A 14293-nucleotide genomic window follows, 5' to 3' on the forward strand; every position below is an offset into this window, starting at 1 on the left:
CAGGTCTTCTCCGGTGTCACGAAGAACCTGATGCCAGCTACCGAGTGAGGGCCTGACATGCCTGCTGCGATCCAAGACCGACCTACCGCCCAAGCGGGCAAAACACCGCTGGTGGTGCGTCTGCTGGTGCTGGCGACGTTCGTCGTGATCCTCAACGAAACGCTGATGATCAACGCGATCCCGCGCCTGATGGAGTCACTGCACGTGACTGAACAGGCCGCGCAGTGGGTTTCCACCGCGTTCATGCTCACCATGGCCGCCGTGATCCCCGTCACCGGCTGGTTCCTGCAGCGAGTCACCACCCGCCAGGGCTACGCGATCGCGATGGGCGTCTTCCTGGCCGGCACCGCCCTCTCCGCAGCGGCACCGACGTTCACCATCCTGCTGCTCGGCCGCATCGTGCAGGCCGCAGGCACGGCCGTGATGATGCCGCTGCTCATGACCACGCTGATGACCGTCGTCCCGGAACAGGACCGAGGCCGAGTCATGGGCAACGTGACCCTGGCGATCTCGGTGGCCCCGGCCCTCGGCCCGGCCATCTCCGGCCTGATCCTGCAGCTGGGTTCCTGGCGCCTGCTCTTCGTGGCCGTTCTGCCGATCGCCGGCGCCGTGACCTACTTCGGCCTCCGCCACCTGGACAACATCGGCGAACCCCAGGTCAGCACTCTCGACTGGGCATCGGCAGCCATGGCAACCCTCGGCTTCGGCGGCCTGGTCTACGGCCTGAGCCTCTTCGGCGAAGGCAAGTCCAACCTCGGCCCGAGCATCGGCATCGTCATCGCGGGCGCAGCCCTGATCGCGTTCTTCGTCCTCCGCCAGCTCAAGCTGCAGCGAACCGGCGCCCCGCTGATGGACCTCCGCACCCTCACCCACCGCACCTTCGCGCTGTCCCTGGCCCTCATGTGCATCGCGTTCCTGGCGATGATGGGCTCGATGATCCTGCTGCCGCTCTACCTGCAGAACCTGCGAGGCCTCACCCCGTTGCAAACGGGCCTGCTCCTCATGCCCGGCGGCCTCGCCATGGGCATCCTCGGCCCGAAGGTGGGACGCATCTACGACCGCCTAGGCAGCCGCCCGCTGGTCATCCCGGGCTCGATCGGCATCGTGCTCTCCCTGGCAGGCTTCACCCAGATCTCGATGACCATGCCGTACTGGCAGGTGCTGGCCCTGCACGCCCTCCTGATGGTGAGCCTGGCAGCAACCTTCACCCCGATCTTCACCCTCGGCATGGGCGCCCTCCCGCCGAACATGTACCCGCACGGCAGCTCGATCCTCGGCACCCTCCAGCAGGTGGCAGCAGCCCTGGGCACCGCCCTGGTCGTCACCGTGATGTCGGCCCGCGCCACCAGCCTGGTCGCTGAGGGAGCCGCGGCGGGCGCGGCACAGTTGAGCGGCATGAAGGTCGCGTTCGTGATCGCGACGGTCTTGGCTGCGGCGACGATCGTTGTGGCGTTCCTGCTGCCGAGCCGTACCACCACGTCCGGTGACATCGTGGCCCACTGACTTGTCTGGCTTCTACGGCCTCGGCACGTTGGAAACGTTCGGTTGAGCCTTGGACTTCGCTCGGTGGCAAGGTGACTGGGCAGTGGGACGGCGCTCTTGCAAAGCGAAACCCCCAGGCCTGTGACCTGGGGGTTTGGTGGGCCGCCAGGGACTCGAACCCTGAACCCGAAGAGTAAGAGCCTTCGCTTGGCGTTGTTCGCCGATCTTCCTCGACAGTGCTCACTACCTGCGCGGATGCAGTCCTGAACTGAGCACTGTGGACAGTCGCTTCTCGACGTCTATCGACGTTTTACGAGACTAAAGCGCATCATGATCTTGGTCCTCCTGGACCGCCCACACCCCTGCCATCATCCCGACGCTGAGCCTCGAACGCGGCCGGTGGTGCTGGGTCAAGGTACTCGTTCCAGCCTTGACGCGGCGCTGCCGGCCGTTGTCATGCTCGCGGCGTCGGAATGGCTCGGCCTGGCGCTCTCTGGGCGTTCCCGCTGCTTCGTCTGGTGCCTGATCGGTGGCAAGGCGGCGCAGCCGTCGCGGCAGTCGAGCGCCAGGACCAGCAGTCCGCAGTGACCCTGACGGCGCTCGTAGGGAGCTGCTGGACGACATGGCTCCACGAGCGAGCTCATCGGTTGGGGCAAGACCGGAGGACGGCGCGCTGCGCCGCCCGGCCGACCGGCGCAGCGAAGCGGATGCCGGGAGTGCCGGGATGGAAGGTGTTCGCCGTACGCGCGGAGCGTGCCGCCAGCGGCGGCCTTGATCCCGTAGAGCCAGATTCGGCAAAGCAGTTCATGAGAACACTGGCTCGTCATACAGACGGGACGACAACACGTGCTGGCGTGTCGTGGTCCACAGCAGCCGCAGGTCGCTAGATCCGTCATACCGTTCAGAGTGAAGTCGTGACAAAATGCTGTGCACCGCATGCGCCTGGTGAAAGGATCTTCTTCGTGGATCTGCTTGAAACTTTCATGGCCCAGTATGCGAAGGAGTTTGACTACTATGACCAGGTCGCACGTTTAGCTGCCCGAAAGGTCGAGGCGGGCTTGCAATCCGAAGGTGTGCGTGCGATTGTGACGAGCCGAGCCAAGACTATCGTTCGCCTAAAAGACAAGCTTATGAAGAGAAACGCTCGAAACCCTTATTCGTCGATCGATGAGATTTATGAGGGTATTGCTGATCTTGCGGGTGTTCGCGTGGCTCTGTATTTTCCTGCAGAGCGAGAAAAGGTGGGTAACCTAGTACTCAGGCTGTTTGAATGTCAGCTTATAAGAGACTTCCCTGTCGGTTCCGAGTCCTCCGATCGACGGTTTTCCGGTTACTCTGCCACCCATTATAGAGTTCGTCTTCGTGCCTCAGAGCTCGATGAGTCTGAGCGGCGTTATGCAACGGCCAATATTGAGATTCAAGTCGCGTCTGTGCTGATGCACGCTTGGTCTGAGGTTGAGCATGATCTCGTATATAAGCCGTTCGAAGGGCAGCTGTCGGAGCAAGAGTATTCATTGCTTGATCAGCTGAATGGGCTCGTGTTGGCCGGTGAGATAAGCCTTGAACAATTGCAGCGTGCAGGAGAAGTGAGAGTGGCGGAGTCTGATCGCCCGTTCTCAAATCACTACGAACTTGCCGCGCATCTGCTGAGTAGCGCGTCAGAGATCAGCCCCAATGAGATCACGGATCAGGGCATGGGCCGAGTAGATCTATTGTTTGCGTTGATAAACAGGCTCGGTCTTCGGACGCCGAATGACTTGAAGCCCTATCTTCTGTCTATTCACGGCGACCTCGAAAAGCGACCCCTATCCGACCAGATCATCGATAGCGTACTGGGTGAAGACGAGTCTCGCTATGACACATATCGAGAAGTTCGAAAGAATTTTGAAGGGCTTTCGGATGGGGTGTCTGATAAAGATAAGATCTATTTCGACTCCGGAATGTTCCTGGGAAAATGGGCACAGCTTGAGCGGCTGATGCACGATCTTATCCCTAGTAAAAATGGAATAATGGCGCCAGCTGCCACGGTAGGAAAACTTCTATCTGAGGGAATTGTTGACCTAGATACTTATATGGAGATCGATCGGCTTCGCCGCTTCAGGAATGTTGTGGTCCATGGCCTTGAAATCCCTTCTGATGTCCGTATCGGCGATTTGACTAAAAGGATCGAAGCTATGATTTCGAAGCTTGAGGAGTTGGGGTGATAGCGTTGGTGCTTTAGTCTAAATATACTTCCTTGGGTTACGCAGGGCGGGGTTGTCGAGTTCTCAAATTTGGAGGTGGCGTTGGAATTCGATCCGTATCTCCTTGCGCGCTGGTGCCTTAAGAGCGATCTTCCGCAGCGCTGGCAGCATGTTCAGGGAGTTGCTGCCAAATCGCGTGCGGCAGGTCACTTGTTCCTGGATGATGAGCGTTCGTTGCTTATCGCAGCTGCGCTACTGCACGACATTGGCTACAGTCCCAAAATTGCGAATAGCGGATTTCATCCGTTGGATGGCGCTCTGTTTCTTAAGAGTATTGGAGCTCCACGGCGCCTATGTGCTCTCGTGGCCCATCACTCATGCGCGCATCAAGAAGCCGAACTGCGTGGGATGTCGGCTGAGCTGGCTGAATGGAGTGATGAAGGGACGAGTCTTCGAGATGCACTCTGGTGGGCGGATATGACCACCACTCCCGATGGTGTATCAACTAACGTTCACGACAGAATTGAAGAGATTCAAGAACGCTACGGACCCGAGCATGTCGTCGCTTTTTTCATTCGGCAGGCTCGGACTGAAATCGTTGCTGCAGTGGAGCGTACCGAGGAACGGCTCCGCGCGGCAGGCATCGACTACACCGCGAAGTAGGGCGTCGAGCGCTCCTCGAACCCGTGCTCGATCCGAAGCCGGATGGACGGGTGGATGTTGAGCGCGTCGAGGTCTCCGCGGCTTACCCAGTGAACTTCGCTGGACTCGTTACTCGTCCGCAGTTCGCCGCCGATCGGCCGCGCTCGGAAGCAGATGGAGAACTGCTGCCGCACCTCGCCGTCCGTGTACGCGATGACGTGTGCAGGGTCGGAGTACACGCCGATGATGTCGACGGGTTCGACGTCGATCCCGGTCTCTTCCTTGACCTCGCGGATGACCGTGTGGCCGATGGTCTCGCCGACGTCCTGCGCTCCACCGGGGATCGAGTACAGGTCGTTGTCGGTTCGCCGGATCATCAACAGCCGGCTGTGCTCGTCCTGCACGAACGCTGTGACCGCCACGACGATGTTGGTCGCCTTCGGTGCGTTCGGGTCGTTGTAGTGATCAGTGCGAGCCATGCTTACCTGCCTACCACTTCGGCGGCTTCGCGCCATCCCAGACGCCTTGGAAGCTCTCGGCGTACGTCTCGAACAGGTCGCCGCCGGACAACCGCCGTAGGTGCAGGACCGGCGCGTGAGCTGCCATGAAGCCATGCACGTGTGTGTTCACGAGCATCTCGTCATCGAACCGGTAGATCGAGTTGTAGAGCGTCGTGCCATGAACCCGGATCTCCATGCCGGACACCTCGGCCAACGGCTTGTAGACCGCGAGAGCGTTCCGGATCTTCGCGCCAAGCGTGGTCTTGCCGATGCCCTCTTCTTCGCTGCGGCGCGCGACCTCTCGGCTTGCGGGGTCCCCGAGCAGCAATCGGATCTTGACGCCGCTCTCTGCCTTCTGGCGCAGCGTCTTGATCAGGGCTGGGTTGTCCACCAGGAACATGCCGGCGTAGACCAGGATTGAGATGCTGATCTTGGACTGCTCGATCAGGTGTCCCCAGATGTCGTGCGACACCGCGTGGCGGTGTGCGTAGACCTGCACGACTTCGGACTCGTTGATCTCTTTCTTCTTCTCCGGCGCGACGGCGTCCGGCCAGAGGTAGGTCTCTGTCTCGCGGACCATCGCGGCTATGGCGTGCCGGTGGCGTGGATACGGCGTCCGGTCCTGCGTAATCCACCGTTCGACGGTCTTCGGGTCTACGCCGGTTGCCTTGGCAACTTCATCGAAGCCCAAAGTGTTGCGCAGCAACGCATCTCGCAGGCGTTGGTTCGGCATGTGCCACCCTCCGTACAACTAGGGACGACTTCAATGTAGCCGAGACGTCTGTAGTTGTCCTGTTGTGTGGTGTTGACGTCCTCTCGATTCGTCGAAAGTCGTAGGTGTCGAGATGTCGGGGAGCGGCCCCGACCGGCACAAACGTCAGGAGAACGACGATGGCGATCACAGGTGGGAGCAGGTTCCCTGCGGGTCACGACTTCGTGTTCCCGAGGGGTGCGCTCGTGATGGGCGTCGAGCCGGTGCTCAAGTTCCAGTCGGCTGAGGAGCGCGCCAAGGGCCTCCCTGTCGAGCAGGAGAAGGACAAGGAGACCGGTCAGCTCGTGTGGTCCGTCCTGGTGATCGACCAGGCTGCGGAGCGCAAGGCGGACGCTGCGGTCACGGTCAAGATTTCGGCACCTCACCAGCCGGTGCCGCCGGAGGCGATTCCGGGTACGGACATCCGCCCGGCGATGTTCGAGGGCCTGACGGTGACGCCGTGGATCGATGACAAGGGCTGCCGTGGTGGCCACGTCGGTGAGCGTCACCGCTGCCGGGCGAAGCTGGGCTACAGCCTGCGGGCCACCGGCATGAAGGCCATCGTCGCGGCCAAGCCCGCACCTAAGGCGGCGTGATCCGTGCCCGACTTGATGCGCCTGCACCTGACGGCGAACCTGCCGATCCGGGTGGAACCGCTCGTCTTCGCCGGACGGGTCGAGTTCCGGCTGGGCAACGCGTTCCCGGCCGTCCTGGTGGTCGACGCGGAAGCGCTGCCCCGGCTTGCTGAGGCGGTCGCGGAGGGACAGACGGCTCTCGATGCGGCGCGAGGTGGTCAGTGATGGGGTTCAACGCCACCTGTACACCCGGTCAAGACGCGGGCGCGGCCATGATCCGGGTGACGCCCGAGGTTCCGGCGCTGGCCATCTACCTCGACCCGGTCAACATCGCGATCCAGCTCCCGCCCTTCCCCGGCGGCTCGGACGTGCTGATGCGGTTCTGCCGGGAGTTGTCGCGTGAGGCGGCCAAGCTGGCTGATCACCTCGGCAACCAGGAAGGGCGTCACGCGCTCGCGGAGGAGGCTCCCGATGCCCGCAGTTAACGCCATGCACTGGGGGCTTGCGGAACAGGCTCGGACGCTGAGCGAAGCGCACGACGTGTTGAGCAAGCTCCTGCCCAACCCCAAGTCCGCGCCCGACGTGTTGAAGGACTACTACCTCCGCTCGGCCGCCATCTACGCACGCGTTGCTGAGACCGACCGCAGTCACCACCACGAGGCCATGTACTGGGCGAACCGTGAGCGCGAGAAGGGGGAGGCGATCAAGGTCACGAAGACGGCGAAGAAGTAGCGAAAGTCCTTATTGGACAGAGCGCGTGACTCTGCTGGGTCACGTGGCGATGCCGCACGTCTTGTTGCGGTGCAAAGAGAACGTGAGACGCAGGAGCGGAACCCGGCTACCAACCTCGCCGCTCCTGCGTTGTCCACCCAACTCGGGAGTGAACAACGATGAGCGTAGAGCCTGAGCGCATCCGTGCGCTAGACAGGGCCACAAAGCAACTGTTGTGGGATCGAATGATCTCCAGCAAGCAGACCGTTTCCAGCTACGTCGTGATGCTCGACGGTGGCTCGTTGGAGACGATGGAACTCACGGCCGCACAGGCTGAGGGCTTCGAATGCCTGACCTGTAAGACGCAGTGCTCCACAGGTACGGAAGCCTTCGTGCCCGTTGGACGCATTCCAAGCGTCGGCAGTGTCTTTCAGTGCGTCGCGTGCGCTGGCGGTGCGCGATGAAGGGCAACCGCTGGGTAGACCCCGCGCCGTTCGAGGGCGCACGTCCGCAGGTCCCTTGGTGGGTATGGCTTCCCGGCTGGGTCAAGCTTGTGCTCGCGCCGTTCGCACTGGTCTGGCTCGCCGTCCGCCTGGTGGTGCGGTTGGCCGTTCTGGCGGTTCGATACCCGGTCGCAGCCACGGCTGGCACCGGCGGCTTCGTCGCATATCGCCAGTTCGGCCTTTCGCCGCTGGTGATCGCGTTGCTGTCGCTCGTGTGCGCCTTGACCGTCTGGTACGGCCTCGATCGGGGCTCGTTTCTCCGGCACGGCTGGTACCGCGTCCTTACCGAGTGGCGGCGGCTCACGGTGTACGTGCCGCAGTGGCGCACCGTGATGCGGCTTGCTGAGCTGTCTAAGGACAACCGGGGGCGGGAGTACCGGCCGAAGCTGCGCCGCGTGCGCTCCGAGGGCTGGCGGGACAAGGTCCGGGTGCGCATGATCCCGGCGCAGTCGCCGGAACAGTGGGAGCTGCGGCGGGAGAACCTGGCGCACTCGTTCAACGCGCGGTCCTGCCGTGTTCGTGTGCTCAAGCCTCGCGTGCTTGAGCTCGACTTCATCCACGCTGACCCGCTGGCGCGTCCGGTCGCGGTGCCGCAGCTCGCCGATCCTGGAGAGGTCGACCTCAAGCGCGTGGTCGTCGGCCGTACGGAGACCGGCAAGCCCTGGCGGCTGAGGCTGCTCGGCTCTCAGGTGCTCGTGGTCGGAGTGCCCGGCGCTGGCAAAGGCTCGGTGCTGTGGTCGATCGTCTGGCAGCTCGCCCCGGCCATCAAAGCCGGCATGGTCCGGCTCGTCGGCATTGACCCCAAGGGCGGCATGGAGCTGGGGCAGTGTCCGGACGCGTTCGAGAAGGTGGTCTACGACAACGGCCCGGAAGCTGTTGCCCTGCTTGAAGAAATCGCCGCAGAGGTCAAGGAACGCGCCACTCGCTACCGGGGCATCCGGCGACTCTGGGCGCGCAGCACGGGCGAGCCGTTCACGGTCCTCATCGTGGATGAGCTGGCGGACCTGATTGCCTACCAAGCGGACCGGAACCTCCGTGAGCATGCGACGCGGGCTATCCAGACGATCACCTCGCAGGGCCGCGCACCCGGCTACGCCGTCGTCGGCCTGGTCCAGGACCCGCGCAAAGAGATCGTCGGCTTCCGGCACCTGTTCACGACTCGTGTGGCGTTGCGCCTCGATGAGCCGGTGCAGGTGGACATGGTGCTTGGGGATGGCGTTCGGCAACGCGGTGCGGCTGCCCATGAGATCAGCGAGAACACGCCCGGCGTCGCCTGGGGCAAGGAGGACGGGCAGCGCGAACCCGAGCGTGCACGGGCCTTCAACGTCACAGACGCGGACCTGGTCGAGCTGGGCGTCTACCTCGCTCCAGCCACTGTCCACGAGTTCCCCGAGCTGACTGACGGGAGGGCTGCGGCATGACCGAGTACCTGACTCGCTCGGAGCGGATGAAGCAGCCGGCCGCGCTCGATGTGGTTCGTGCTGTCGCTGAAGAGCACGGCGTCTGCATCCGGCCGTTGGCCAAGGAGCGGATCGACCTCGACACCGGACGCGTCGACATCGTGCCCGTGCCGTGCGGCTCGACCGTGGCCAGCGTGTGCCCCACCTGCGCGGAGAAGAACCGGCGTCTGCGCATGGCGCAGTGTCGCGAGGGATGGCACCTGACTGAGGAACCCGACTTCACACCGGATGCTCCGAGTGATGATCAGAGGGAGTTGACCGCCTACCGGGCTGACCTCGTCAAGGCTTACCGCCTGGCCCTCGATGAGGGTGACGAGGTCGGGGCCGAAGAGGTCCGGGAAGACGTTGCGGAGGTCGACGCCGAACTTCGGCAACTCGGAGTCCGCGGTTCACTCCCCTCCCTGGAAGTGCCGCTGAAGGCAGCTCGGAAGCGGTCGACCAAGCGGCGGCAGGACGCGCCCAATCTGCCTCGGCGGCCGGTCAGCAAGCGCACGGTCGGCAAGGTGTTCGGAGGCAAGTACCAGCCCTCGACGTTCCTCACGCTGACGCTCGACACCTACGGCAAGGTCCGGAGCGATGGCACGCCTGTTGATCCGGCCACCTACAACTACCGGCGTGCTGCTCGGGACGCGGTGCACTTCGCGGCGCTGCTGGACCGGTTCGTTCAGAACCTTCGGAGGTGCGTCGGCTGGGAGGTTCAGTACTTCTCGGCGGTCGAGCCGCAGAGGCGGTTGGCTCCGCACTGGCACGCGGCGGTTCGGGGCAGCATCTCGCGGGCTGAGCTGCGGGCGGTTGCTGAGGCCACGTATCACCAGGTCTGGTGGCCCGAGCACGACGAGATCAAGTACAGCGGTGACAACCTGCCGGTCTGGGACGTCCGGGCCAAAGGGTTCGTTGATCCGCAGACTCGAAAGGCCTTGCCTACCTGGGAAGACGCCATCGACCAGGTGGAGCGACCCGCACACGTCACGCGGTTCGGGGTGCAGGTGCACTCCAAGGGCATCCTCGGCGGCACCGAAGAGGCCGGCCGCCACATCGGCTACCTGACGAAGTACCTCACCAAGAGCATCAACGAGTGCTTCGACGCCCAGACCGCTCGGCAGGAAGACCACGCCGAACGGCTGTGCGCTGAGCTGGCCGTGACGCCCTGCTCGCCGCAGTGTCCCGTGTGGCTGCTCTACGGCGTCCAGCCTCGTGGGGCTCGACTGTCCACGGTGCCGGGCAAGTGCAAAGGCAAGGCGCACAAGCGAACCACGCTCGGTGTCGCCGGTCGTCGGGTCCTCGTGTCGCGCAAGTGGTCCGGGAAGTCGCTCGCTGACCACAAGCACGACCGGAAGACATTCGTTCGGCAACTGCTCGCGGACGTCGGCATCAAGCCCGAGGACCAGCCCCAACGGGTCGTCTGGAACAACGTCGAGCCCGGTGACCCGAACGTGCCGCCACGGGCGCACCTGCTGTTGAGCGCAGTCGCAGAGCGCCGCAGGTGGAAGGCCGAATACACGGCCGCGCTGCTCGCTTCCGCCGGACCTCCGGGGAGTTCGGCAACACCGCACGCTGCTTGATCTAAGGGGGAACATCATGGAGACACACCAGTTTGAGCCACTGTGGACAGTCAGTGACGTTGCGGCCTACCTGAACGTCCCGGTCCACACGCTCTACGGCTGGCGGACGAAGAACTACGGCCCGCCCGCTCGGCGCTTGGGGAAGCACCTGCGGTACCTGCCGTCTGAGGTGCGGAGCTGGTTCGAGCACCTGCTTGAGGAGGCTGCCTGATGCCTCGTCCACCACTCGACATCGGCACGTACGGCAAGATTCGTTGCAGTCAAACGGAATCTGGCTGGATCGCGGTTGCGAACTACCGTGACTTCGACGGCAAGACGCGGCCGGTACTCCGGCGGGGGAAGACCAAGCCCGAGGCTGAGCGGAGGCTCAAGAAGGCGTTCACCGAACGCAAAGGTCCAGTTGGAGACTCGTTGACGCCTGACAGCCGGTTCAAGGAAGCGCTGGAGATGTGGCAGGCGAAGTTCCAGAAGCTCGTGGACATGGGCAAGCGGTCGCCTAGCAGCCTCGACACCTACTGGAGCGTCCTCGGCCGGCATGTCCTGCCGGGTCTCGGTGAGCTGCGGATTCGTGAGATGAGTGTTGCGCGGATCGATGCGTTCCTGGGCACGGTCTGGCGGTCGGTTGGTGTCGACAGTGCCAAGACGGCTCGCTCGGTGATCTCGGGTGCCCTGCGGATCGCTGTCCGGGACAAGGCGCTCGACACGAATCCCGTCCGCGATACGGACCCGCTGGAGAGCGGTCGGAAGAAGAGCCCGAGGGCGCTCACGCGGGAGGAGCGCTTGTTGTGGCTGGACATGCTGGAGTCCGACCCGGTGGCGGTCCGGAAGGACCTGCCTGACCTCTCGCGCTTCATGATGGCCACGGGCGTGCGTATCGGTGAATCACTGGCCGTCTACTGGGACGACGTCGACTTCGTGGCGGGCACGGTCGACGTGAACTACACGGTGATCCGGGCCAAGGGGCTCGGGTTGATCAGGAAGTCGACCAAGACAGAGGCTGGTGAGCGGACGCTTCCGCTGCCCAGGTGGGCGCTCGACATGTTGCGGCGGCGACGTGAGGTCACGCTGTTCCCGGACGGGCCGGTCTTCCCGAACAGCCTCGGTGGGCTGCGGGACCCCTCGAACACCCGTCGGGACCTCCGCAAGGCTCGTGGCGGCGATGAGTTCGCGTGGGTCACGTCGCACGTCTTCCGGAAGACGGCGGCCACGATTCTCGATGATGCGGGGCTCTCTGCGCGGGTCGTCGCGGACCAGCTTGGGCACGCTCGGCCGTCGATGACGCAGGACACCTACCTGGCTCGGAAGGTGGTCGATCGAAAGGCCGCTGACGCGCTGGAAGGGGCACTCGACCGGCCTGAGCAGGACGAACCGGGAGAGGCCGGAAGTTGAGAGTCGAGGAGTAAAGCGCATCAAAGGCGCATCAGCGATCTTGAAATGCGAAACCCCCAGGCCTGTGACCTGGGGGTTTGGTGGGCCGCCAGGGACTCGAACCCTGAACCCGAAGATTAAAAGTCTCCTGCTCTGCCAATTGAGCTAGCAGCCCTCGCCGGGACAGCCTACCGATCTCCACCTCCGCATGTCCTCCGGGTTCCCAACCTCACGGTTGACGCGAGTTCGCGTCCCTGGCCAGGGGCGCGGGCATGGCGCGGGTGCCCTGGAGTCCGCCCGAGAACCGGTTCCCGCCGGGGTAGAGCCTGCTCCACCCCGGGAACGGAAGCGTGCGTGACTGCGCCGGCACCACCCTGATTGGCAACCTGTTCTCACCACGGCAAGGGGAGGCACAGGATGAAGAAGACGCTGGTAGGAGTGCTGGCAACGGCCATGTTGTTCACCGGGACGGCGATGGCCGCGTCGGCGAGCGACGTGCAGAAGCAGCTCGACGGGCTCACGAAGCAGCACGAGTTCCCGGCGGCGCTGGCGACGATCACCGACGGCAACGGTCGGACGGTCGCCTACACCTCGGGGACGTCTGAGCTGAACAAGCGCACTCCTGTTCCGAGGAACGGGCAGGTGCGTGCCGGGTCCAACACCAAGGCGTTCGTCGCCGTGGTGGTCATGCAGCTCGTCGGTGAGGGCAAGGTCGAGCTCGACAAGCCGATCAACCACTACCTGCCGGGCGCTGTCAAGGATGACCGGATCACGGTGCGGCAGTTGCTCAACCACACCAGCGGGCTTGCGAACTACACGAACTACATGGGGCTGGAGAAGTTCGAGGAGCAGCGGCACCGCTACTTCGAGCCGCGTGAGCTGCTCGACATCGGCAACGCGCATCCCGTCACCAACCAGCCTGGCGAGAAGTTCAAGTACAGCAACACGAACTACGTGCTGCTCGGGCTGTTGGTCCAGAAGGTCACCGGGCGTCCGGTCGCGGAGAACGTCGACCAGCGCATCGTGCGGAAGCTGAACCTGAACGACACCTACTGGCCCGGCGTCGGTGAGCAGGGCATCCGCGGCAAGCACGCGCACGGGTACTCCAAGACCGGCAACGGTATCGAGGACGTCACCGAGATCGACCCGTCGTGGGGCTGGGCGGCCGGTCAGATCATCTCCACCACCAAGGACCTCAACGCCTTCTACCGCGGGCTGCTGAAGGGCGATCTGCTGAAGAAGGCGCAGCTGGACGAGATGAAGAAGACCGTCGACACCGCGGGTGAGATGTGGCCTGGTGTGGAGTACGGGCTCGGCATCGCCAGTGCGCCGCTGTCCTGTGGCGGACGGTCTTGGGGTCACGGTGGTGACATCCACGGTTACGAGACTCGGGGTGGGGTCACGGACACCGGCAGGGCGTTCTCCGTTGCTGTCACTGCGTTGCCCGGTACGTTCCAGGACACACCGGAGGAAGCCGGTAAGGCTCACGAGGCTGTTCTGGCCACTGTGGACGCTGCTTTGTGTGGTGCCAAGTGATCGCGGTTGCCGCGCTCACGGCGCTCACTCTCCTCGTGCCCCAGCAGCTCGACCAGATCGTCAGGGACGGCACGCCCGGCGTTGAGGCTCATGTCAACGGGCACAACCTCGCCAGGGGCAACGCGCCGGTCAACGGGCAGGTGCGCATCGGGAGCATCACCAAGTCGTTCATGGCGGTGGCCACGCTCCAGCTCGTCGCTGAGAACGGGGTCGAGCTCGACAAGCCCGTCAACCGGTACGTGCCGCACATCAAGGACAGCCGCATCACCGTGCGCCAGGTCCTGCAGCACACCAGCGGGCTGCCGGACTACGTCATCCAGGTCGGCGTTCCGAAGATCGCCGACATCCGCGACCGGTACTTCGCGCCGCACGAACTGCTGGACGTCGCCCTGAGCCAGTCGCCGAGGTTCCAGCCGGGTGAGAAGTACGAGTACAGCAACACGAACTACGTCGTCGCCGGGCTGCTGATCCAGAAGGTCACCGGGCGGCCGGTCGGCGAGGCCGTCCAGAAGGTCATCACCAAGGCCGGGCTCAAGGACACGTACTGGCCGAACCAGGGCGAGCAACGCATCCGCGGGCGGCACGCCCAGGCCTATGCGCTGAGCGATCTGCTCGACCCGAAGTCGAAGGTCGTCAACGCGACGGAGATCGAGACGTCCGCCGCGTGGGCTTCCGGTGCGATGGTCTCCACGCCCGCCGACGTCGCCAAGTTCTACAAGACGCTGCTGCAGGGTGGTCTTCTCGCGAAGCCGCAGCTCGACGAGATGCGCAGGACCGTCGCGGTCGACGAGAAGAGCGCCTACGGGCTCGGCCTGGAGAGCACCGAGCTCAGCTGCGGCGGGGTCTGGTGGGGGCACGGCGGGTCGATCCACGGCTGGGCGTCGCTCGGCGGTGCGACCGACGGGGGCAAGAACGCGGCGGTCACGCTCACCGCGCTGCCCGGCACGTTCGGGGACGACCCGGCGAAGAAGTTCCAGCAGGTGTTCGACGTGATCGACACCGCGCTCTGCAAGAAGTGAC

The 14293-nt window shown here is 64.0% G+C and carries 15 protein-coding genes and 1 tRNA gene; 13 read left to right on the forward strand and 3 right to left on the reverse strand.

Translation table 11 applies throughout. From position 1 onward, the window contains the following. Positions 1 to 111 precede the first annotated feature (111 nt). From DFR72_RS18145 to DFR72_RS18155, 3 genes are all read left to right on the forward strand, one after another. A complete protein-coding gene (locus DFR72_RS18145) occupies positions 112 to 1503 on the forward strand; it encodes an MDR family MFS transporter (protein WP_245983112.1) in 1392 nt (463 codons plus the stop codon). A 941-nt stretch (positions 1504 to 2444) separates the two neighbouring features. Then, positions 2445 to 3686, forward strand: a complete 1242-nt coding sequence (locus DFR72_RS18150) for a RelA/SpoT domain-containing protein (RefSeq protein WP_090066056.1) — start codon at positions 2445 to 2447, stop codon at positions 3684 to 3686. A gap of 81 nt (positions 3687 to 3767) precedes the next feature. Then, the gene (locus DFR72_RS18155) at positions 3768 to 4328 is read left to right on the forward strand and encodes an HD domain-containing protein (protein WP_090066330.1); all 561 of its coding nucleotides are present in this window, start codon (positions 3768 to 3770) and stop codon (positions 4326 to 4328) included. Here the strand turns inward: DFR72_RS18155 and DFR72_RS18160 are convergent. Beyond that, a complete protein-coding gene (locus DFR72_RS18160) occupies positions 4313 to 4786 on the reverse strand; it encodes an NUDIX hydrolase (RefSeq protein ID WP_090066055.1) in 474 nt (157 codons plus the stop codon). The genes DFR72_RS18155 and DFR72_RS18160 overlap by 16 nt on opposite strands. Before the next feature lie 10 nt (positions 4787 to 4796). Further along, positions 4797 to 5540, reverse strand: a complete 744-nt coding sequence (locus DFR72_RS18165) for a DUF5919 domain-containing protein (RefSeq protein ID WP_090066054.1) — start codon at positions 5538 to 5540, stop codon at positions 4797 to 4799. Positions 5541 to 5698: 158 nt separating this feature from the next. Between DFR72_RS18165 and DFR72_RS18170 the strand changes: the two genes are divergently transcribed. The 8 genes from DFR72_RS18170 to DFR72_RS18210 all read left to right on the forward strand — a co-directional run bounded on the left by DFR72_RS18170 (position 5699) and on the right by DFR72_RS18210 (position 11758). Beyond that, positions 5699 to 6154 carry a hypothetical protein gene (locus tag DFR72_RS18170; RefSeq protein ID WP_090066053.1) on the forward strand — a complete coding sequence of 152 codons (456 nt, stop codon included), beginning with the start codon at positions 5699 to 5701 and terminating at the stop codon, positions 6152 to 6154. 3 nt (positions 6155 to 6157) lie between these two features. Continuing rightward, positions 6158 to 6358, forward strand: coding sequence for a hypothetical protein (locus DFR72_RS18175; RefSeq protein ID WP_090066052.1), 201 nt, complete (start codon positions 6158 to 6160; stop codon positions 6356 to 6358). Then, entirely contained in the window at positions 6358 to 6618 is a 261-nt protein-coding gene (locus tag DFR72_RS18180; protein ID WP_143086718.1) for a hypothetical protein, read from the forward strand. Before DFR72_RS18175 ends, DFR72_RS18180 begins: the two co-directional genes overlap by 1 nt. After that, entirely contained in the window at positions 6605 to 6865 is a 261-nt protein-coding gene (locus DFR72_RS18185; RefSeq protein WP_245983114.1) for an AMED_5909 family protein, read from the forward strand. Before DFR72_RS18180 ends, DFR72_RS18185 begins: the two co-directional genes overlap by 14 nt. A 439-nt stretch (positions 6866 to 7304) precedes the next feature. Then, entirely contained in the window at positions 7305 to 8768 is a 1464-nt protein-coding gene (locus tag DFR72_RS18195; RefSeq protein WP_090066329.1) for an FtsK/SpoIIIE domain-containing protein, read from the forward strand. Next, positions 8765 to 10369 (forward strand): replication initiator, encoded by a 1605-nt coding sequence (locus DFR72_RS18200; RefSeq protein WP_090066048.1) that lies wholly within the window; start codon positions 8765 to 8767, stop codon positions 10367 to 10369. The genes DFR72_RS18195 and DFR72_RS18200 overlap by 4 nt, the downstream gene beginning before the upstream one ends. 16 nt (positions 10370 to 10385) lie before the next feature. Continuing rightward, entirely contained in the window at positions 10386 to 10580 is a 195-nt protein-coding gene (locus DFR72_RS18205; protein ID WP_065915790.1) for a helix-turn-helix transcriptional regulator, read from the forward strand. Beyond that, the gene (locus tag DFR72_RS18210) at positions 10580 to 11758 is read left to right on the forward strand and encodes a site-specific integrase (protein WP_090066047.1); all 1179 of its coding nucleotides are present in this window, start codon (positions 10580 to 10582) and stop codon (positions 11756 to 11758) included. Before DFR72_RS18205 ends, DFR72_RS18210 begins: the two co-directional genes overlap by 1 nt. Before the next feature lie 78 nt (positions 11759 to 11836). On the opposite strand, the gene DFR72_RS18215 is transcribed toward DFR72_RS18210, so the two are convergent. Next, a tRNA-Lys gene (locus DFR72_RS18215) sits at positions 11837 to 11912 on the reverse strand. Positions 11913 to 12154: 242 nt separating this feature from the next. Here DFR72_RS18215 and DFR72_RS18220 point away from each other — a divergent pair. Continuing rightward, on the forward strand, positions 12155 to 13273 hold the full coding sequence (locus DFR72_RS18220) for a serine hydrolase domain-containing protein (RefSeq protein ID WP_090066046.1): 1119 nt from the start codon (positions 12155 to 12157) through the stop codon (positions 13271 to 13273). After that, a complete protein-coding gene (locus DFR72_RS18225; RefSeq protein WP_170176308.1) occupies positions 13270 to 14292 on the forward strand; it encodes a serine hydrolase domain-containing protein in 1023 nt (340 codons plus the stop codon). The genes DFR72_RS18220 and DFR72_RS18225 overlap by 4 nt, the downstream gene beginning before the upstream one ends. Position 14293 lies beyond the last annotated feature (1 nt).

The organism is Lentzea flaviverrucosa (genome assembly GCF_003350445.1).
In the GTDB taxonomy this organism is placed as follows: domain Bacteria; phylum Actinomycetota; class Actinomycetes; order Mycobacteriales; family Pseudonocardiaceae; genus Lentzea; species Lentzea californiensis.